Consider the following 19,454-nt stretch of genomic DNA (forward strand, 5'->3'; position numbering starts at 1 on the left):
ACACCATGTGGAACTGGATGAGCGCCCTTCGCGACGGCCTCGGTGGCCAGTTCCAGGCGCGGACGCCCGACGGGACGCTCTGCAGCAACAACCTCTCGAGGAACAACAGCCTGAACACGCCCGGGCCGTGGAAGACGACCAACGTCAGCAACAACTTCACGGTCCAGCTGCACGACCAGGCGTCCCACGGGGCGGACTACTTCCGGGTCTATGTGAGCAAGCAGGGCTTCAACCCCAAGACCCAGACGCTGGGCTGGGGCAACCTCGACTTCATCACGCAGACCGGCCGCTACGCCCCGGCGCAGGACATCAGGTTCAACGTCAACACCTCCGGCTACACCGGACACCACATCCTGTTCGTGATCTGGCAGGCCTCGCACCTCGACCAGGCTTACATGTGGTGCAGTGACGTGAACTTCGGCTGACCCGCGGGGTCTTGGAGACCGGCACCCGACTCCACCGGGCGCCGATGAGCCACCGCCCGGCGGTGCCGACCGAGCTCCGTCAGGGCAGGGAAACCCATGTGGCACCCTGCCCCGGCGGGGCTTCCCGCGTTCCTGCTCTTCCCGGGTCCTGCCGGCCCTCCTCCCAGTGCTGTGTCGGCACGGCTCGCCCTGTCTACTCGGCCGGAGGCCGGCGGCTGTGGTCCCTGACCGTCTTCTCGATGACGCGCGCCCACCCGATGAACGCCTGGACTTGGTCGGCCGTCAGGCCTCGTACCGAGATCTTTTCGAGGGAGCGCCACATGTCGGCGATGGGCTCCTTGAGGTCACGACCGGCATCGGTGAGGTGGACGACCATGACCCGCCGGTCATGGGCAGCGGGCTCCCGGGTCAGCAACCCCGCATCCTGCATCCGCCGCAGAGACTTGGAGACGGTGGAGTGGTCGAGACCGACTCGCTCCAGCAGCTCCCCTTGCGTCAGGCCGTCGTGGTCGAACAGCTGCATCAGCAGCAGCTCCTGCCCCGGGTGGAGATTCATCGCGCGCAGCATGGCGGCGGCGTGGCCGCGGTGGGCGCGTGCGAGCTGGAAGATGGCGTAGCTCAATGGCCCCTCTCCCGCCGCATCCGGCAGCTCCGGTGAGGTGATGTCTGACACTGCTGCTCCCTCGGATCACTTGACTGCGGTGACGGATCAGTCGACCGCGAGGACGATCTTGCCTCGGTTGTGGCCCGCGTCGCTGAGCTGCTGGGCTTTGGCCGCTTCCGTAAGCCGGTAGGTGGCGCTGATCGTGGTCCTCAAGGTGCCGTCGGCGGCTTGCCGGGCCAGTTCGGCGAGGCGGGTGGCGGAGCGGCGCTGGGGGCCCTCGGCGAAGACGATGCCGAGTTCGGCCGCGCGGAAGTCGGCGGTGGTGACGATCCTGTCGGTGCCGCCGCGCAGGGTGATGGAGTCCTCCAGTGCGCCCTTGCCCGCCGCGTCGAAGACGGCGTCCACCCCGTCGGGGGCGACGGCACGGACCCGTTCGACCAGATTGTCACCGTAGACCAGCGCGGTCGCGCCGAGTGAGGTGACGTACTCCTGATTGGCCTGTCCGGCGGTGCCGATGACGCGGGCGCCGCGAGCGACGGCGAGCTGGACGGCGATGGTGCCGAGCGCGCCCGAGGCACCGTGGATCAGCAGCGTCTCGCCGTTCTTGACGTCGAGCAGGTCGAGGACCCGTTCGGCGCCGTCGCTCGCCACGGGCAGCGCGGCGGCGTGCGCCCAGTCCAGGCCGGCCGGCTTGGGCGCGAGGACGGCCGCGGAGGCCAGGGCGTACTGCGCGTACGAGCCGGTGTCGGACCACCCCAGGACCTCGTCCCCCACCTTCAGGTGGTCGACGCCCTCACCGACGGCGTCGACCTCACCGGCGATCTCGCCGCCGGGCACAGCGGGCAGCGTGGTGGGGAAGATGGCCTCCATGCCGCCGGAGCGGATCTTGCCGTCCACCGGGTTCACACCGACCGCCCGGACGCGGACCCGTACCTGGCCGGGGCCGGGCTGAGGGATGTCGATCTCCGCCTCATGCAGGACCTCGGTGCCGCCGAACGTGTCGAAAACGATGGCCTTCATGACTGCTCTCCTCGAGTGGGACGTCCCGCCGGCCAACTTTCGTGGCCAGCCACATAAAGGTACCACCGATTGTGTGGCTAGCCAAGTAATTGCTTCGAGAGGCTTCGCCGACGACTCCGTGACCCAGCACCCAGCGTCGACGGCGCGGCCGCCACTACGGGTTCGAACTCGCGCCGATCGGATCGACGGACCAGGACCGCATCCGTCCCCTGACCGTCATGTCGGCGCACCCCGCCGGGGGCGATCAATGCGTCGTGGAGGCGGTGCTCTCCCAAGACGGCCGTTTCACGGACACCGAGTACCACCGGGCCCATCGAGGCCCGGCCCGAGGGCGATGGCGAACCGCTGCTCCCCCGCTGCGTCGTGCCAGTCGCTCCTCGGGCTGCCAGAACGTGCCGGGGGCCCGTTTCGAGGCATCCCCCGCCCGGCGCGTTGAGCCGCTTCGCCATACGGCGAAGTCCTGCATCAGCGCGCCAGGACGACGGTGACCGGTACATCGGCGCAGTGGCTGAGTTGTTCGGACAGCGCCGCGTGTTCAGCCGCATTGACGCTCAAGCCCCACCGGGTCTTGTCGGCCACCCAGTCGGTGACATGCTGGCAGCGGTAGCCGGCGGCAGCCGTGTGGTGGGGTCCTGGTCCGCCTTGGAACGGTTCGAGGCGGCCGAGACCGCGATCAGGGCGCGGTCGTCACCGAGGTCGGTGGTGCAGGCCTTCCGCTCCGCCACGCTCCAGACGGAGGCGCCCGCGTCCCAGACCTCGGCGAGCCGGACGAGGTGGTCGATGCCCAGCCCGCGCGCACCCCTGATGTACTGGAGGGTGACGCCGGTCCCACATGACCATGCTGCGCATGCGCCCCCACCGTACGCGCGATCGGGCGGCCGATGCGGACCGAGCGGGTACCGGCGCCTCTCCCCCGCCGCGCGGAGGGCACCGATGCCGGCGTCCCACGGCACCGCTGGAACCGTCATGTGGGTCTGCGTCAGCGCCACCGAGGAAGCCCCACCGGCCCCACCCACGTAACCTTCGACGTGGGCAACCAGACCTGCCCCTCCACCCCGCTGACCGTCACCTGACGGACGGGGTCCCTCCCCTCCAGAAGGGCGCGCTGCACCCAACCCGTCGGCGCCACAGGCACGGGTGACGGGCGACGACGCCGACGAGGCGACCGCCGCGCTGGGGACCCTGCGCTCGAGCGTGCCTGGAGCCTTCGGTGTGAGGGTGACCGAGACGGAGGACGGCATGGTCATCGAGGGCGCTGCCCGGCTGCGCCCGGCCCGGGTGGACAGCCATGGTGATCACCGGATTGCGATGACGGCTGCCGTCGTCGGCGCGCGCGGCCGAGTGGACGCCCGTGATCGAGGGCTGGGACTGGGTGGGCGACCAGCTACCCGCGGTTCGCCGAGGACCTCGTGCCTCTGACCGGGGCGGGCGCCGAACCCGGCGCATGGAAGCCCCGGGATCCACCCGCTGGCCCGCTCCCCCGGTACTGCCCTGGGAGAGTGGGCCAGCGGTCGTTGAGGCGGGCTACCAGGCGTAGCGGTGGTAGGCGAACTCGGCGGCGTAGGCTTCCTCGACGGCCTTGCGCGCGGCGGGGATGAGCAGGTCGCGGTAGGTGACGCCGGGTGGCCGGAACTGGTGCATCGGCGCGGGGCAGGGTGAGAGTGGGCAGGCCGGTGCGGGCGCTGAAGGCGTCGAGTCCGGCCTGCAGGTGTTCGTGCCGGATGATCTGGTCGACGATGACCGTGCCGCCGTGGTCGGTGTACAGCGGCCCGTTGAGCGCGTCGCGGAGCTCGCCGGTGTCGATGAACTCCTCGATGGGGATGCGCAGGGTGGTGCGGTCCCGGTGGAAGTACAGCGAGACGACCGGGCCAGCGGCCGGTTGCGGGCTGCCTTGTAACCGGCCGATGCGTGTGGGAGTCGGGAACGTTGGGCACGCGAGTCGGTCGCGGCGGGTCGACTGGCGACCGGTAGGGCGGGCCCCGCCCGGACCGGTAGGGCCGACCCCACCACGGATTCTCGGGCGCACCGGCTCGTGCCACGTCCCCACCGTTCCTAGCGTTTGTGCATGACGGAAACGCTGCGACCGCGCACCCCGACCCGGTTACTTGATGTCGACGCGCTGCGCGGGTTCGCGCTGTTCGGCATCCTTGTCGTGAACCTTGCGTACTTCGCCTCGGGCTACCCGTTCCATCTCGTCGCCGATCCGGCGCACGGCTCCTGGCTGGACGACTCCGTCGAGTTCGGGGTCCGATTGCTGTTCGAGATGAAGTTCTACCTACTGTTCTCGTTCCTGTTCGGCTACAGCTTTACCTTGCAGCTGGCCGCCGCGGGCAGGGCCGGCGCGAACTTCACCGCGCGGTTCGTCCGCCGGCTCGGCGGGCTTTTCGTGCTCGGCGGCCTGCATGCGGTGCTGCTGTTCCAGGGCGACATCCTGACCACCTACGCGCTGCTCGGCCTTGTTCTGCTCGCCGTGCACCGGATACAGCCGAGGACTGCGGTCATCGCCGCGGGAGCGATCGTCGGTGTCGTGGCGGTCGGGGCGGCCGTGGCTGCGCTGGCCGGCGTCGAATTGGTCACCGACCAGGAAGCCGCGCTCGCCGCCGGTCGCGCGTCGACCGATGCGCTGGCCGGCGGCCTGGGTTCGGTGATCGGCGAGCACCTGCGCTCGCTGCCGACGATGGCCGGAAGCCTTGCCGTGCAGGGCCCGCTCGCGCTTGCCGCGTTCCTCGTCGGGCTGGCCGCCGGCCGGCGGAAGTTGCTCGCCGACGGGGTCGGCAGGCACACGGGCGCGCTGCGTCGGCTGGAGCTGGTCGGGTACCCGATCGGGCTCGCCGGCGCGCTGGTGTTCGCGATCGGCGGCGGCACCACCAACCTGGCCGGGCTGGCGGTGAGCATTCTGACCGCACCGTTGCTGGTCAGCGCCTACGTGGCGACCCTGCTACGGGTGTTCGCCACTCCGCGCGGCGGCCGGCTGGCACGGGCGCTCGCGCCAGCCGGCCGGATGGCGCTGTCGAGCTATCTCGGTCAGTCCCTGCTGGGCGTGCTGATCTTCACCGGCGTAGGGCTCGGGCTGACCGGAGACACACCGCCGGCGGTCGTGCCGGTCGTCGCCGTCGGCATCTTCGCGGTCCAGCTGGAGTTGAGCCGCCGCTGGCTCGCGCGGTACCGGTACGGCCCGGCCGAATGGGTACTGCGGGCCGTCACGAACGCGGAGCGTCCCCGGATGCGCCGCTGACCTCTGCCGACACGTCACACACTCCCCGACAGAGCCGCTCACTGACCGCCAGGAGCCATTCCTCGGGCTGTCACAGGGAGAGGTGGCCGAGGGCTTGCGCAGCCGGTTCCTGTGCGGCGACGACGCCGCTCATATCTTTGCCTTCTGACACGGGACCGCGTGTCGCGGGTGCTCACTGAGCGCGGCGCATCGTCAAAACTGCACTCAAGACGGCCTGGTGGGCGTAGGCGTCGGTAGGCCCGGGCAGGTCCGGAGCGGTAGTCCACCGACAAGGTCGTCCGTCAGCCGGCAACTTCCGGTCCGTCAGCACCAGCAGGGCCCCAACCAGCGCAGTCGCCCACCTCGGGCCCGAGCGGACCTTGGCGAAGAAGCGCCAGTTCTTGAGATGGGCGAAGCCGTGCTCGACCGGGGCCTGCGCCGCTGCCAAGGCCCTGCTGGACACTTTCTGACTTCAGGTCAAGGCCGCCCACGGTGATCACCGCAGGGTCGGCTTCCGGACCGGCATCGTCGAGGCCGGCGAATCCAAGGCCGGCGATGACTCCGAGCCCGGCTTCTCTCAGTTCTCTGGGTCAGCGAGATCCACAGCAGCCGACCCCGGTCGTCGGTGAGCGCGATCACCAGCAGGCCATGGCATTTGTTCTTGCCAGAGCAGTTCCTCCGGTTCTCTTTCCTGATCCTGCGCCGGGTACGGATCGCCGATCCGTCCAGCAGCACGACTCCGCCACCCGTTCGGGCGATCTTCTTCAGGGCCCGCCCCCAGACGCGGAACGCGGGCAGCCGGCAGACCGACGGCCTCCCAGGCCCATCGGGTCACGGTGGTGCGGTGTATTCCGTTGCCGCCGGCCAGGTCGCCGGGCCGCTGGTCACAGCGCAACGCTGCCAGCACGATGGTGGCGTTCCTCCCCGCAGGCGGGGCCCGCCACCGCGAGCCGATCTTCCTGAGGTGGCCGCGGATCAGGTCGGCGAGCCAGTTCAGGGGGGCACTCAACAGTGGCAGGCGGGCGGTGTGGACAAGGCCGTCATCCGGGAGGGTGCCGAAACGCGCGGCTGCATGCCAGCGCAGCGGATCCCGAGAACACCCAGGAGACCTCCCAGGGGACGTTAAGTCCGTTTCTGACAGCGGCCGCGTCCGGGTTGTTCGAGGAGTCCCTGGCGGAGGAGTCGTCCCAGGCGGGAGCGGGTGACGTTGATCGAGGGCTCGTCGGTGGGCAGGCCGAGGTGCTGGTGCAGGTCATGGACGCGGAGCGCCTTCTCGGGGTGGTCGTTGAACGTGGTCACGATGCGCTGGTAGACGGTCGCGGTGGCGGTCTCCGCGGGAGCGGTTCCGGCCCTCGGGTGGGGTGAGGCAGTCGATGACCTTGCGGGTGGCGGCGAGCTCGGCCAGGCGGGCTTCGGTCTCGGCGAGGGGGTTGGTGAGCCGTTCGATCTGTTCACGCAGGTTGCCGGCGCGAGTGGCGGTCTCATCGTGTTCGGTCTGCAGCAGCCGCAGGAGTTCGCTGACGTTCACGCGGCCGGCTTCACGTCGTCCCGCCAGGCGGCGGTGGGGGTGGTCGGGCGGCGGAGCATGCCGGCGGTGGCGGCCTCGCAGACGCGGGAGGCCGCGTTGTCGGGCCGGTGATCGTAGTCCCGGGCGAGGCACCGCTGCAGCATGAGGGTGCCGTTGACCTGCTCGACCACCCACCGCTTCGGTTGCGGAAGATTGGTACGGGTCCGTTTCGATGAGCGCGGGGTGCCGGGCGACCGTGGATTCGCGCCAGATTGCGCGCTGACTGTTTCCGGCCGAACCGCGAGCGGCGTGCCCGCGTGGCACCGGCCGTCCGGTTCCGCGGGGAACGCGGGACCCGGACGGCCGCACACCCCTGTGGCCAGCGTCCGTGGCCACCGACGCGGGAGCGGGGAGCGCCGGACGCGTGCCGCGGGGACCGCCGGCATCCGGGCGAGGGCGTGCGAACCCGTCGTTTTCGGCCGGGCGGGCACAGCCGTCGTGCCCTTCCTGGGGCCTGGGGGGCGGCGCATTGCGTCCGGTGCGGTTCGCTCGTGCGTACGTGTCGTGTTCCCGCCGGTCAGATCAGGGCACATGGCCCGTGGCTCGGGGGGCGAGTGCCGACTGCCCCGGGCGCGGCCGCTGACCAGAGGTGGGGGACATGGTTCGTACTGTCGTGGTGCACGACGAGGAACTGCTGCGATCGGCATTGGTGCAACTGCTGAGATCCGATGCCGCGCTGGAGGTCTCGTCCCGGGCACCCGGCGCCGACCTGCCGGATCGTGACGAATTGCCGACCGACGTGTGGGTCGTGGACGGCGACTGTCTGTGGGGTCCCGGGCAGACGCACGACACGTCCTTCCGGTCGCAGTGCGGGGGCCGGCTCGTCGTGCTGACGACCGCCAGGCGTCCGGGGATACTCCGCCGGGCGTTCGACGGCGGTGCCCTCGGGCTGGTCGACAAGAACGCTCCGGCACGACGGCTGATCACCGCGGTGCACACGGTCGCAAAGGGTGAACGCTTCCTCGACGAGACGCTCACCGTCGCCCTGCTGGAAGGGGCGGCGATGCCGCTGACCACCCGTGAACTGAGCGTGCTGTCCCTCGCCTCACAAGGGGCGCCCCTGGCCGAGATAGCGGCCCGTCTGCACCTCTCCCGGGGCACCGTCCGCAACTACATGGCCGCCGCCATACGGAAGGTGGGCGCCCGCAACCGGGTCGACGCGATACGCATCCTCCAGAGCGGCGGCTGGACGTAGGCGCGTGGCGGTCCGGGCTCCGGTCGGCCCGCGGCGGTCAGCGCCGGCGGGCCGGTCCGCCCTGCCAGTGGCCCGTCAGGTCACGGTAGAGCGGCGAGCGGTCCAGCACCTCGTCGTGCGTGCCGCACACGGCGTCCGTTCCGTCCAGGACCAGCACCCGGTCGGCGCGTACGGCGGACGACAGACGGTGCGCCACCACCAGGAGCGTTCCCGGGCGCCGTGCGAGGGCCTCCTCCGCGCGCGCCTCGGCGGCGGGGTCGAGATGGCAGGTGGCCTCGTCGAGCAGCAGCAGGGGGGCGGGTGACACCCAGGCGCGGGTCAGCGCGAGGAGTTGCCGCTCGCCGTGGGAGAGTTCGGCGGGCCGCACCGGTGCGTCGAGGCCGCCCAGCCGCTCCACCAGGGGCCACAGGCCGAGGGCGTCGACCGCGGCGTCGAGGTCCGCGCGGCTCGCGCCCGGGCCGAGGTAGGTGAGGTTGTCGCTCAGGGTGCCGGAGAAGACGTACGCCTCCTGGGGCACCAGGACGCGCAGCGCGGCGAGTTCGGCGGGCGGCCGCCCGGTCACCTCCCGGCCGTCCACCCTGACCTCGCCGCCGCTGGGCGCGAGCGTGCCCGCGACCAGGCGGGTGAGGGTCGACTTGCCGATGCCGCTGGGGCCGACGACGGCGAGGTGCTCACCCGGGGCGACGCACAGGTCGAGCGAGTCGAGGACGGGTTCGGCGCGCACGCCGTAGGACAGCTTTACGGACCGCAGTTCCACGGCCGCGGTGCGGGCGCGGTCCGCCGGGCGTCCCCCGAGGTCCGGTGCGTCGTCGCCGGGGCCGGGGATCGCGGCCGTCGCCCGGGCGGTGACGGCCCCGCCGCCCGCGCCGGGGGCCGGACGGGGCGCTGCCGCGAGTGCGGGCTCCGTACGGGTTGCCGCCGGCGCCCGTACGCTCCCCGGCCCCCCGGCCCGCTCCGGCTCCGCCGCCCGGGTCCGCTCCGGCCGCTCCGGGCCGATGATGCGGTCGAGGACGACCAGCAGCCGGGACCCGGCCGCCCCGAGCGCGGTCATCAGCGTGTGCAGGGCGGGCAGCAGCGACTGGACGAGGTAGGTGAAGGCACCGAGCAGCGCGCCCGCCGTCACCCCCCGCCCGCGCAGCCACGGAACGGCCAGCAGCAACGCCAGGACCGGCAGGTGACCCGCGACCCCGAGCGCCGCCGTGCGCACCGCCGCCCAGCCGGCCAGGACACGGGCCGCCGCCGCGGCATCCTCGATCAGCTCCGCCCCGCGCCTCGCCGCCGCAGGCCCGGTCCCGCAAGCGGTCAGGTCCCGCAACGCCGCCCGCGACCGGGCCGCGTGGTCGCCCAGCGCCTCGTCGGCCGCCAGCGCGCGTCGCTGCGCCGCCGCCATCGGGCGCAGCGTCACCAGGAACAGCCCCATACCGAGCGACAGCGGGGGAAGCACCACCACGAGGAGGGAGGGATGCAGCGACAGCAGCCCCAGCAACGCTCCGGCGGCGGTGAAGACGAACGAACGGAGCGTCAGGACGAGACCGGCGAAGCTGTCCCGGGCGATCTCGACCTGATTCGTCAGCCGCGAGACGGCCGCCCGGTCCGTCCCGCCGGGACCGCCCGCCGCGGCGGCTCCCAGGGACCGGTCGACCGCGTGCCGCACCAGACCGTCGCGCAGCGGCTCCGTCAGACCGGCCAGCTCGGCGAACACGCCCCGGATCACCGGGGCCCCGAGCAGCACGGCCACCAGCGCGACCGTGAGCCAGAGCAGCCCCCGGCGCGTGTCACCGGCGAGGAACCCCTGGTCGACGGCCCGGGCGACACCGTGCCCCACGAGGAACGCCTGCCCGGTCTCGGCCAGCGACCAGAGGGCGAGCCGCACCAGGACCCCGGAGCGGCGGGCGAGGAACCGGCGGGCGTGCGGTGCCAGACGCCGCACCGCCCCGGACCCGTCGTCCGTTTCGCGCGTGTCCGCGGACGCGGCGCGGCGGGTCACCGCCGTGCTCCCTCGGGTGCGGGCCGGTGTGTGGCTCCGTCGGGCGGCGCCTGCCCGGCCCCGGCCGGGCCGGCCGCGAAGACCGCCCGGTAGCCGGCCAGTTCCCACAGATCGCCATGCGGCGCGACGGCCCGCACTTCCCCCTCCTCCAGCCAGATCACCAGGTCCGCCCGGGCCGCCACCGACGGGCGGTGCGCGACGACCAGCCTGGTCCCGGGACGCACCGACCGGCGCAGCGCCCGGTCCACCTCGTGCTCGGTGGCGGTGTCCAGGCCGGACGTCGCGTCGTCAAGGATCAGCAGCCGTCCGGCGTGCGCGAACGCCCGTGCCAGACCGAGGCGTTGGTGCTCGCCGCCCGAGAGCGGCGCCTCGGCGAGCGGGGTGTCGTACCCGTGCGGCAGCCGGCGCACGAACCCGTCGGCTCCCGCGGCACGGCAGGCTTCCCGCACCTGCTCGGGCGACACCCGCCGAGGTCCGGTGGCGACCATCTCGGCGACCGTGCCCCCGGCCGGGGCGGGGCGCTCGAAGGCGTAGCCGACCTCGGTGCGCAGGGCGTCCCGGGTCAGCCGGTCGAGACGGACGCCGTCCAGCAGCACCTGTCCTTCGTCGGGGTCGACCAGCCGCCCCGCCACGGCGGCCAGGACGGACTTGCCCGCTCCGCTGCGGCCGACCACCGCCGCCGTGGCGCCGCCCGGCACCCGCACGCCGTCGGCGCGCAGCACCTGCCTGCCGTCACGTACCACGCGTACCCCGCGCAGTTCGAGATCGCCCCGCCCTGCCGGCGGCAGCCGGCGCGTCCCGTGGACCAGCGCGGGGACACGGGCCAGGGCCAGGGTCCGGTTCCGTGCCTCGCGGCCGCGCACCACCGCGCCCAGCAGGAACGCCGCGCCACCGATGCCGGCCGTCAGCTGCGCGTAGCGGATCACGGCGAGGAGCTCGCCCACGCTCAGGGCGCCCGAGGCGAGCCGCAGGCCGCCGACGGCCGTGGCGGCCAGGGTGAGCAGGGGGACCAGGACCCCGCTGCGGGCCAGGGCGCGTCCATGGAGCACCCACATGTGCCTGCCCTGGGCGGCGAGTCGGTCCAACGGCGCCAGCACACGGGCGCGTTCACGGGCGAGGGTGCCCGCCGCGTTGATCGTCGCCGCGCCCTCCATGGCCTCCAGCAGCCGGGAGGCGATCTCCGCCTGCGTCTTCTGGTAGGCGCCGACCGAGGCGCCGGTGTCCCGGGCGAAGGCCCGCAGGACGAACCCCAGGGCGGGCAGCCCGGCCAGCACGCAGGCGGCCACCCACAGGTCGACCACGGCCAGCGCCGCCAGCGCGCCCACGGGCGTGGCCATCGAGGCCGCCAGCGCCGCCCGGGCCGCCGGGGCGGCTCCGGCGTCTGCGGCGTTCAGGGTCAGCCGGGTCCCGACGTCCCCAGGCGCGTACGGCCGTGCGCGGTCCGGTACGGCTCGCAGGAGGCCGTCGAGGGCACGGGAGCGGACGGACGCCGTCCAGGCGGCGTTGCAGCGTCCGGTGAACAGGGAGGTGAGGCTGTCGAGCAGCAGCTCGCCCACGAGGAGCGCGGCGCTCAGCATCAGCCAGCGTCCCGCGGCACCGGCGGTGCCGCCGTCGCGCAGGAGCAGATCCAGCGTGCGGCCGAGGACGTAGGGCTGGACCACGGTCACCGCGGCCGACGCGACCGAGCACAGCAGCACCAGCGCTTCGGGGGCGCGGCCCGGTCTCGCGCCGCCGGCTGCGCCGCCTTCCTTACCCGCGCGCCGTGCCCGGGACCCGCTCGTCGGCACCAGCCGGCCTCCTTCCGTGCGTCCCACCGTGTCGGGACACCGGCCGCGCGACCGGCCGGCCGAGGTGTCCGTGCATGCGGGTACCGGCGCCCCGGGCGGAAACCCGGAGCGCCGGTACCGGGCGGCAGGGCTCACCGCGTCACCGCGGTGGCCGGCCCGTGTGTCAGTTACAGGTCGTGACGCTCAGGCTGCTGTCGCCGCAGAGCAGCAGGCTCGCGCGGCTGCCGGTCTCCACGTCCCCCATGGCCTCTTCCTTGGGGGTCTCCATCGACTGCAGGTCGAACAGGTTCATGACGTCTTCCCTTCGTACGGCAACGGGCTGTCTTCTTTCATCACGACCCCGGGAGGGGCCGAGTCATGGGGCCGCCGGCTGGGCGGCGGGAGGAACGGCAGTCCGGCGGACCGGGTGCCGTGGACGGAGGCGACGGCGAGCAGGCATCCGGCCGTGCCCGTGGAGAGGTCCATCGACAGGCGCATCATCTGCTCGCCGGGGAAGGCGAGCCGGCCGCGGTAGGACATCGCGTGCCAGGAAAGCGCGTCGAGCTGCCGCCGGATGGCCTCGGGACCGGTGCCGGGCATCCTGGCCGTCGTGCGGCCGAGATGCAGCACCATCCCGGCCACCCCCCGGTACAGGCCTGGCTGGGCGTAGAACATGGCCTGCGCCGCGGCCACGATCTCGCCTCTCGCCCGGACGAAGTCCTCGTCCTGGCGGTGCGCCAGGTAGTCGTCGAGCACCATGCCGATGCCCACACTGCCCGCGCCCAGGTAGGGCATGGTGCGCCAGCCCTCGTCGACCTGGAGCGCGCCGCCCGCGCCGCGGACGCACCGCGCGAGGTCCCGGCGCAGTTCGTCCCGTGCGAGGTCGAGCAGAGCGGGGTCCCGGTCGGCTTCGTACAGCCGCAGGAAGAGCAGGGCCCGCCCGGCGGCGCCGTGCAGCAGGCCCGCGCGGCCCCGGCCGGCGCTCACGTCCCCGGCGGAGCCGCTCCGGGCGGTCAGCTCGGCGCAGCGCCGCGCGGCGGTGCGCAGGGCACTCTCCCCCGTGGCCGCGGCCAGCGAGTCCAGGGCCAGGCCCAGTCCGGCGGTGCCGCTGTGCAGGTCCGGAGCCAGGTCGTCGAAGGGCTGGTCGAGGAGCAGTTCGGCGAGGTCGAGGGCGCGGTCGCGGTGACCGAGGTGTTCCAGCGTCCAGGCGACACCGGCGAGGCCGTCGTGGAAACCGAGCGGCATGCCCGACGGCGGTTGCTTGGTCCGCTCCAGGAGCCACTGTTCCCCGTCCTCGTACCGGCCCGCGCCGCTCTCGGCCAGCGCGTACAGCACTCCCGCTGCGCCGTGGCCGAAGGCCAGTCCGCCGCCGGCCGTGCCGAACTGGGCGATGTCGCCGGGGAAGAGGCGGTCGGTCCGGGACGGTGTCGCCGAGGCGCGGATCGCCGCGGCCATCGAGTCCCTGCTGCGGGGCCAGTCGCCGGGGCGGACCGGGACCACCGGTCCGCCCTCCCGTACTGCCGCCTGGGTGCCGGCGGGCTCGGTGGCGCCGCGGGTGATCTCGTCGACCGCCGCGTCCAGGAACGCCCGGTCCACCGGGAACTGTCCGGCCACCACGTCGGCGAGGTGGGCCGCCTTGCGCCGGTCCAGGGCCAGCAGACTGGTCAGCGGGAGGAACAGCGCGAGCCGCAGGCAGGCCAGGGCGTACCGGTCCACCTCGACGCCCCTGCGGTCGGACGGTGCCACGAACCCCGGGTTGGCGACGGTCTGCCGACCGGCTTCGCCGACCTGGTGCGCGGCCTCGAAGTCCAGCAGGGCCACGCTGTCGTCCTCGCGGATCATGATGTTGAACAGGTGCAGGTCGTTGAAGACCACGCCGCGGGCGTGGACGTCCTCCACGGCGCGTTCCACCCGGGCGTACACGTCGAGGGCCCAGGCCGTGTACTCGGCCAGCCGCTCCTCGCCGGGGTCGGCCTCGATGAGCGGGTGACGGCGGGCGAAGAAGGTGTTGAGCGGCTTGCCGTCGATGTGCTCCATCACCAGGAAGTGGTGTTCGCCGACGGTGAAGTGGTCGAGCACGTCGGGGGTGCAGTCGAGACCGGACAGGCTCTCCAGCGCGCGGCGTTCACGGTGCAGCCGGGTGACGGCGTCCGCGCCGTCGGCCGCCAGACCGGCGTGCGGACGGGCCTCCTTGAGGACGACCCGCTGTCCGGTGCGGGAGTCGCGGGCGAGGTAGACACCGCCGCCGTTGGAGAAGTGCAGTGCCGACTCGATGGCGTAGGGCAGACCGGCCACGGTCAGCGCGTCACGTGCCTTCAGATGCGGGCGCAGGAACGCGGGCGGTTCCACCCAGTCCGGTACGCGGAAGACGGGGCCGCGCAGATCGGGCACGAGCACCCCGTCGGGGCCGGTCACGGCCGGGCGCAACTGCCCATCCGCGTCGTAGCAGTTGCGTCGGGTGAACCCGCCGTAGCGGACGTGCACGGGGCCGTCGCCGAGCCGCAGGTCGCTCAGGATGTGCGGTCCGGGTTCGCCGGCCAGCAGCCGCCCCAGCTCGTCCGCGAGCCGTTCGAACCGCTCCTCGTCCGCCGGGTAGACGGTGATGAACTTGCCGCTGCCGGAGCGGTCCGCGTACTTGGCGTTGCGCTGGTGCAGCAGGTAGCGGCTGGGGACGAACTTGAAGGCGGTACCGCCGGCCACGCAGTGCCGCCACACCCGTTCCAGCACGGACTCGGCGTTGTCGAGGCACGCGGAGACGTGGATCTTCCAGCCCTGATCGGGCAGTTCGGCGTTGGTCGGACGCAGGGCGAGCCAGTCCCCGCTCTCGTTGCGCTGCCATCCCTCCGGGACGGGCCACAAGGCCGCGGCGTACCGGGTGCGTCCCGCGCCGGCCGCGGAGACAGTGCGGTGCGGAGCGTCGTAGAAGTACGGGTCCGCGTCGCAGTACACGGCATAGCCCTTGTTCACGCCGTCTCCCTCCCGTCCGGTCGCTGACGGGGAAGACGCTGTCATGGTGCGTACCGTCCCGCACAGTCACCGCTGTCATCACCTTGATGTGCGGAACGCACGAGTAACCACGGACGTCGCGCCGGGGTGAAGGCGCCTGGGGCGCCTGATGGAAGGGCCGGCGGGCCGCGGGTGCCGCCCAGTCCAGGGGCGACGGCACCAGCCTCTTCCGGCGTCGAGTCGACCACGCGATCCGCTTGGCCGACCGCGCGGGCTGCGCCCCGGCGACCCGGCTCCGACAGGAGCGAGGGACCGCCGGGGCGACGGAGCGGCGCGTCAGTACCAGCCGGTGCAGGCAATCGTCCCGCCCTTGCCGTTGGTGCTGCAGGCGCGCATCACCAGCCCGTTGTCGTTCCACTGGGTGGTGGCGTCCGCGACTCGAACGACATCGCCGGAGTTGGGCGCCTCCACCACCTTGCCGTCGCCGAGGTAGAGCCCGACGTGCGTGATGCCCGTGCCGAAGTAGAGGATGTCCCCGGGCAGCAACGGGGCCTCGCCCTGCTCATTGGTGAATTTGGTGTGGGCGTATTCCGGGTTCTGCCAGGTGGACTGCGTGGTGCGCTCGCTGACGATGTCCTGCCGGGTCGCCGCCCGGACCCCAGGTGGACGAGGTAGGCCGCGCCGAGCAGTTCGATCGCGTCGTAGATCACCGGGGAACGGGCGGCGAGCACAGACAGTCCGATCGCGGCGGCAAGCATGTGCACGCACAGGCCGCTCTGCGCGCCGAGCGCCGCCGCCCGTCCCTTGGCGGGATGGTCGGTGGCCGATCTGACCACCACGAGAAAATCGGGGCCGGGGACCACGTAGGCCACGAGCACCACCCCGAGGAAGCCGACGAGGTCGACCGACATCCACTTCACCCTTTCCGTTGATCCGATGATCCGTTGATCCGTCCTCGCAGTTGGGGGGGATCGCTTGGAGCGTCTTCCCGCTCGTCGCTTGACGCAGCGACGGCTCGCCGGCCCGCTGTCGAGGCATCTGGATGTCGTCCACGATCAGCAGCGCGCCATGCCCGCGGATCGCCGCCGCGCACTGCATCTCCGTACGACACCTGTACGCCGTGCTCGCCCGCTCAGGCATTTGCCTCGGCGACCACGTCCGCGCCCAGCGCCTCGCCGAATGTCGGTGTGAACTCGCCGGGCCGCACGGCCCCGGCCGATGGCGCACCATCACCGCGATCGGCCGACGATGGGAATTCGTGGACGCGGCCCGCTTCAGCGAGGAGTTCGAGCAGGCCTACGGGATGACGCCCCGGGAGTGGCGCGGCCTGCACCATCCGCGCTGAACGGCCGGGCGGTGGGGTGCCGTGCCCGAGGGGAGCGCGGGCACGGTCGGCGCGGGCAGGTACGGGACCGCGGACAGGCCGCCCGGGGGTAGCGGCGGTGACGTACGGAAGGCTGCGTCCGATGGTGGTGGCGCCGCAGCGGGTCATGAACAGGCGCCGGGGGTGCAGCTCGTGCAACTCATCGTCCTGGCCGCGGAATATGACGGAAAACCGTACTGACAGGTACATGACTGATCAAGGTGTCTGGGCGTACTCTCGCATGAGCCCGGAGCGGCGGTCGACGGCGTGTCCGGCCCCACCGGACAGTTGAGCCGCCCCCCCGTACACCCGGCCCCGCGGGGGCCGGACTCCCCACGGAACAGGAGCAGCAATGCCCCTCACCACATGGATCAAGGCCGGCACGTCCGCGACGGCGCTCGTCCTCGCCACGGCGGGCACCGCGTCCGCCGCCCCCGCCGAGCAGCCCGACGCCCGGGCGGCGGTGGTGACCCTCCGCTACGACGACAGCCGTGCCGCGGGCTGGGAAGCCGCCATCGCGGCCGGAGTCGCCTCGTGGAACGCCAGCGTCACCAACGTCAAACTTGTGGAAGCAGCCCCCGGCAGCGCCGCCGAAATCGTGATCGTCGCGACGTCGGGCTGGCCGCAGGCCACTCTCGGCCCCGTCCGCCCCGGCCGCCAGGTCCGGGTCGAACTTGGCAGCCAGGCCGTGAACGACGGGTACAACAAGACCCGGATCGCCGCCCACGAGCTGGGGCACAGCCTCGGCCTGCCAGACACCAAGCCCGGCCCCTGCTCTCAGCTGATGTCCGGCTCCAGCGCCGGGACCGCCTGCACCAGCGCCGTCCCCAACGCCACCGAACGGTCCCGTGTGCAGTCCAACTACGCGAACACCCTCGCCGCCTCCGTCGTCGCCGACGGCCGAACCCTGGTCGACGCGCCCTAGACGTGCTGTCCGGACACGCCCCCCGGCCAGGGGCACCGGTGCCGGGGGCGGCGATTGCGGCGCTCACAGCCGGAGCCACGTTTCGGCGGTGAATTCGTGCCGGGTGCTGCCGAACCGCAAAGGGTCAGGCAGCACCCCGTTGCCTTCGGCGCCGTGGATGCACGCTCCGCGAGAGCGACCAGTACGACCGCGCCGGCGGTGAGCCCGGTGGCGACGGCCGCGCCGCCGGCACATCCACGTCGCGGTCGCCCGGCGACCAGCTTCGGACCCGGCTCCGACAACAACGGCTCGACCAGCGACCACAGTTCGTCCGACACGATCCACGGACGAGAGTTTTCGACCTGACATCCTGTGGCGACCTGACATCCTGGTCTTGCCGGGCTACGCCTCTCGCTCGGCGACGAAGATGCAGAACAGGTGGCCTTGGGGGTCCCGGTAGACACGGAAGCGCTCCTCGTCGTCGGGATCCGGCTGGTCCCGGTTGCTGAGGAGACGGCCGCCGAGGGCGAGCACGCGCTCGTGCTGGTTCAGCAACTCTTCCAGCGAGGCGACGCTCAAGTCGAGGTGCATCTGCTGAGGCACCGGGCCGTCGGGCCAGTCCGGCTCCCGCAGGCGCTCCACCTGCTGGAAGGCGAGCTGCCGTCCGCCGCCGGGATCGCGCAGGACAAGCCAGTCCCTGCCGTGCTCGTCCGGTGCGCCGGGCGGAGGCGGCTCGTCTCCTTCCGCGTATTCGAGACCCAGCAGGGACCGATAGAACTCGGCGAGTGTGCGGGCGTCGGTGCTGTCGAGCACGGTCTGCACCAGCCGGATACGGCTTGTGTCGTCGGTCATGAGCCCCGTCTGCCCGGCCCGGCCTCGCTCGAACGACCCGGCCGGGGAACGCCTGCCGGGCCCCTCCAGCATCGGCAGCTCTTCGGGAACGTCGAAGACCGTTTCGGACAACGCCGAATCGTCTCCCGCCTACTCGAAGAACTTCAGGCTGTAGCCCGCATCGGTCGTGCTCCCGGGAACGTTGGCTCGCCGGTAGGTGGTGTTGCTCCACCAGACCGCCGTACCGGAGTACCAGTAGCGGTTGGACCACGAGTACGGGGTGCCCTTGGCGACCGCGTGGTACAGGATGGGGAAGCGGTTTCCGGAGGGCGGAGCCGCGTTGACGTCGCCCCGGGGCAGGATGAACGAGTGGTGGCCGGGTCCGTTGACGTTCACGGTCGGAGTCCAGCCGGACATCATGGACGGCGCGTGCGAGCCGAAGAGACAGCCGTTGCTCTTGTACCAGTCCCAGACGTACGTGGGGTCGCCGCCCGCCCGCAGACGCAAGTCGGCGATGCAGTACTTGTCACTCCAGCTGCCGTTCGCGGAGTAGACGACGTGCAGCCGCCCGGAGGGGTCGACGACAGGCTGGGGAGCCTCGTTGATGTACGGGTTGCCCACGACCCGCTCCCAGGGCTCGCGCGGCTGCGAGATGACGTACCGGTCGCCGGTGGCAGCGGTGGGGCTGCTCATCCGGGCGAGGTAGAGGTTCTGTTCGACGTTGGTGTCGCCGGACCACCCCGACCACACGAACCAGCGCTGCCCGTTGTAGGTGAAGGGAGCCCCGTCGATGGCCCACTTGTCGCCGGGCAGGGACACCTTGACGGCCGCGGAGTAGCCGGACGTCGGGTTGGCTGACCCTATGTGGTACATCCGGTGGGCCGCGCCCCGACCGGCGGCGAAGTAGATCCGGTACTGGCCGTCGTGGTGCACGATCTCCGGTGCCCACACCTCGCCCAGACCGGCGGTGTCCCGCCACACCTGGTGCTTGGGCGCTGTGGCCACGGCCTCCGGGGTGGCGGCCGTGCGCACCGCGATCCCGCCGTCGACGGCTTTGGCCGAGACATACAGGTCGCCCACCTTGATCACGGTCGGGTCCGCCCCGCCCACCAGGGAGCGCCCCAGCGTCGAGGGCTGATCCGACACGGTCACTGCCCGCTTCGTCGCGTCTCTGTCCGTCTCCTGGGCGCGCCGGTCGGCAGGCCGCTCGTCCGGCTGGGCAGCGGTCGCGGCCTGCCCGAACACGAGGAGGCCGACGAGCCCCAGCGGAACGGCGCCGGCGAGCCAACGCGAAGAGCGCATCACTTCTCCTCGTGTACATGACGTGAGTGAGAGCGCTCTCAACGGTTGCGTCGGCGGGTAGCCCTGTCAAGAGGAAGGGCGAGGCTGATGCGCATCGACAGATGCAGTGCCGATCACGTCCACGCCGCGGGCAGGCCGCCGCTCGGACAGTCCCGGCTCCTTCCACAGACGACCGTGTCCCCTGGCAAGCAGACCCCGGCAGGCGAAACGCCGGCTCCGATGGCGAAAGGGCGCCCAACTCGAGCGTCTGGGGTGATGATCGGCCGGCGGACCCACCCGCACGGGGGCCCTCCCGGCCGACAGCGGAGGTGTCGGCCGGGAGGGAGGGCT

Annotated in this window: 16 protein-coding genes and 2 pseudogenes; 6 read left to right on the forward strand and 12 right to left on the reverse strand. The window is 72.3% G+C overall.

All coding sequences use genetic code 11. From position 1 onward, the window contains the following. Window positions 1-425, forward strand: a 425-nt coding sequence (locus CCN29_RS29835) for a lytic polysaccharide monooxygenase (protein ID WP_086685658.1), incomplete at its 5' end; no start/stop codon positions are given. Window positions 426-618: 193 nt separating this feature from the next. Here CCN29_RS29835 and CCN29_RS29840 read toward each other — a convergent pair. Both CCN29_RS29840 and CCN29_RS29845 read right to left on the reverse strand, forming a co-directional pair. Next, window positions 619-1,098, reverse strand: a complete 480-nt coding sequence (locus tag CCN29_RS29840; RefSeq protein ID WP_006130275.1) for a MarR family winged helix-turn-helix transcriptional regulator — start codon at window positions 1,096-1,098, stop codon at window positions 619-621. Between the two features lie 36 nt (window positions 1,099-1,134). Then, window positions 1,135-2,049 (reverse strand): NADP-dependent oxidoreductase, encoded by a 915-nt coding sequence (locus tag CCN29_RS29845; protein WP_031023218.1) that lies wholly within the window; start codon window positions 2,047-2,049, stop codon window positions 1,135-1,137. A 1,218-nt stretch (window positions 2,050-3,267) separates the two neighbouring features. Here CCN29_RS29845 and CCN29_RS29855 point away from each other — a divergent pair. Both CCN29_RS29855 and CCN29_RS29865 read left to right on the forward strand, forming a co-directional pair. Continuing rightward, on the forward strand, window positions 3,268-3,468 hold the full coding sequence (locus CCN29_RS29855; protein ID WP_200865365.1) for a carboxyvinyltransferase: 201 nt from the start codon (window positions 3,268-3,270) through the stop codon (window positions 3,466-3,468). A 646-nt stretch (window positions 3,469-4,114) separates the two neighbouring features. Next, window positions 4,115-5,284, forward strand: coding sequence for a DUF418 domain-containing protein (locus CCN29_RS29865; RefSeq protein WP_086685660.1), 1,170 nt, complete (start codon window positions 4,115-4,117; stop codon window positions 5,282-5,284). 1,101 nt (window positions 5,285-6,385) lie between these two features. On the opposite strand, the gene CCN29_RS36380 is transcribed toward CCN29_RS29865, so the two are convergent. Next, window positions 6,386-6,562 carry a hypothetical protein gene (locus CCN29_RS36380; protein WP_442538561.1) on the reverse strand — a complete coding sequence of 59 codons (177 nt, stop codon included), beginning with the start codon at window positions 6,560-6,562 and terminating at the stop codon, window positions 6,386-6,388. A gap of 225 nt (window positions 6,563-6,787) precedes the next feature. Continuing rightward, complete coding sequence (locus CCN29_RS29885) at window positions 6,788-6,961, reverse strand: hypothetical protein (protein ID WP_442538562.1); 174 nt, start codon at window positions 6,959-6,961, stop codon at window positions 6,788-6,790. Window positions 6,962-7,428: 467 nt separating this feature from the next. On the opposite strand from CCN29_RS29885, the gene CCN29_RS29890 reads away from it, so the two are divergent. After that, window positions 7,429-8,025: a response regulator transcription factor gene (locus tag CCN29_RS29890; protein ID WP_031023213.1), complete on the forward strand. Its 597-nt coding sequence runs from the start codon at window positions 7,429-7,431 to the stop codon at window positions 8,023-8,025. Window positions 8,026-8,062: 37 nt separating this feature from the next. On the opposite strand, the gene CCN29_RS29895 is transcribed toward CCN29_RS29890, so the two are convergent. The 6 genes and pseudogenes from CCN29_RS29895 to CCN29_RS29920 all read right to left on the reverse strand — a co-directional run. Next, complete coding sequence (locus tag CCN29_RS29895) at window positions 8,063-10,012, reverse strand: ATP-binding cassette domain-containing protein (protein WP_086685663.1); 1,950 nt, start codon at window positions 10,010-10,012, stop codon at window positions 8,063-8,065. Beyond that, a complete protein-coding gene (locus CCN29_RS29900) occupies window positions 10,009-11,799 on the reverse strand; it encodes an ABC transporter ATP-binding protein (RefSeq protein ID WP_107481751.1) in 1,791 nt (596 codons plus the stop codon). Before CCN29_RS29900 ends, CCN29_RS29895 begins: the two co-directional genes overlap by 4 nt. A gap of 163 nt (window positions 11,800-11,962) precedes the next feature. Beyond that, entirely contained in the window at window positions 11,963-12,091 is a 129-nt protein-coding gene (gene ramS, locus CCN29_RS29905) for a mycelium formation morphogenetic lantipeptide SapB (protein WP_006130296.1), read from the reverse strand. Further along, window positions 12,088-14,745, reverse strand: a complete 2,658-nt coding sequence (lanKC, locus tag CCN29_RS29910) for a class III lanthionine synthetase LanKC (RefSeq protein WP_086685665.1) — start codon at window positions 14,743-14,745, stop codon at window positions 12,088-12,090. The genes ramS and lanKC overlap by 4 nt, the downstream gene beginning before the upstream one ends. A 315-nt stretch (window positions 14,746-15,060) precedes the next feature. Continuing rightward, window positions 15,061-15,270 (reverse strand): NlpC/P60 family protein, encoded by a 210-nt coding sequence (locus tag CCN29_RS36385; RefSeq protein ID WP_006130294.1) that lies wholly within the window; start codon window positions 15,268-15,270, stop codon window positions 15,061-15,063. 116 nt (window positions 15,271-15,386) lie between these two features. Beyond that, window positions 15,387-15,635, reverse strand: a pseudogene (locus CCN29_RS29920) (LysE family translocator); the annotation flags it as partial. 164 nt (window positions 15,636-15,799) lie between these two features. Between CCN29_RS29920 and CCN29_RS29925 the strand changes: the two are divergent. After that, a pseudogene (locus CCN29_RS29925) lies at window positions 15,800-16,069 on the forward strand (helix-turn-helix domain-containing protein); the annotation flags it as partial. 370 nt (window positions 16,070-16,439) lie between these two features. After that, window positions 16,440-17,012 (forward strand): snapalysin family zinc-dependent metalloprotease, encoded by a 573-nt coding sequence (locus CCN29_RS29930; protein WP_031023206.1) that lies wholly within the window; start codon window positions 16,440-16,442, stop codon window positions 17,010-17,012. A gap of 381 nt (window positions 17,013-17,393) precedes the next feature. On the opposite strand, the gene CCN29_RS29935 is transcribed toward CCN29_RS29930, so the two are convergent. Both CCN29_RS29935 and CCN29_RS29940 read right to left on the reverse strand, forming a co-directional pair. Continuing rightward, window positions 17,394-17,843, reverse strand: coding sequence for a VOC family protein (locus CCN29_RS29935; protein ID WP_031023205.1), 450 nt, complete (start codon window positions 17,841-17,843; stop codon window positions 17,394-17,396). Window positions 17,844-17,972: 129 nt separating this feature from the next. After that, the gene (locus CCN29_RS29940; RefSeq protein WP_031023204.1) at window positions 17,973-18,932 is read right to left on the reverse strand and encodes a glycoside hydrolase family 43 protein; all 960 of its coding nucleotides are present in this window, start codon (window positions 18,930-18,932) and stop codon (window positions 17,973-17,975) included. Between the last annotated feature and the right edge of the window lie 522 nt (window positions 18,933-19,454).

Origin of the sequence: Streptomyces pseudogriseolus, assembly GCA_002154585.1 — a bacterium.
In the GTDB taxonomy this organism is placed as follows: domain Bacteria; phylum Actinomycetota; class Actinomycetes; order Streptomycetales; family Streptomycetaceae; genus Streptomyces; species Streptomyces pseudogriseolus.

What these genes read in the sequence shown, in the direction of transcription:
- CCN29_RS29930 (WP_031023206.1), top strand. Translation starts at nt 16,440, where the DNA reads ATGCCCCTCACCACATGGATCAAGGCCGGCACGTCCGCGACGGCGCTC.
- CCN29_RS29845 (WP_031023218.1), bottom strand. Translation starts at nt 2,049, where the DNA reads ATGAAGGCCATCGTTTTCGACACGTTCGGCGGCACCGAGGTCCTGCAT.
- ramS (WP_006130296.1), bottom strand. Translation starts at nt 12,091, where the DNA reads ATGAACCTGTTCGACCTGCAGTCGATGGAGACCCCCAAGGAAGAGGCC.
- CCN29_RS29890 (WP_031023213.1), top strand. Translation starts at nt 7,429, where the DNA reads ATGGTTCGTACTGTCGTGGTGCACGACGAGGAACTGCTGCGATCGGCA.
- CCN29_RS29865 (WP_086685660.1), top strand. Translation starts at nt 4,115, where the DNA reads ATGACGGAAACGCTGCGACCGCGCACCCCGACCCGGTTACTTGATGTC.
- CCN29_RS29935 (WP_031023205.1), bottom strand. Translation starts at nt 17,843, where the DNA reads ATGACCGACGACACAAGCCGTATCCGGCTGGTGCAGACCGTGCTCGAC.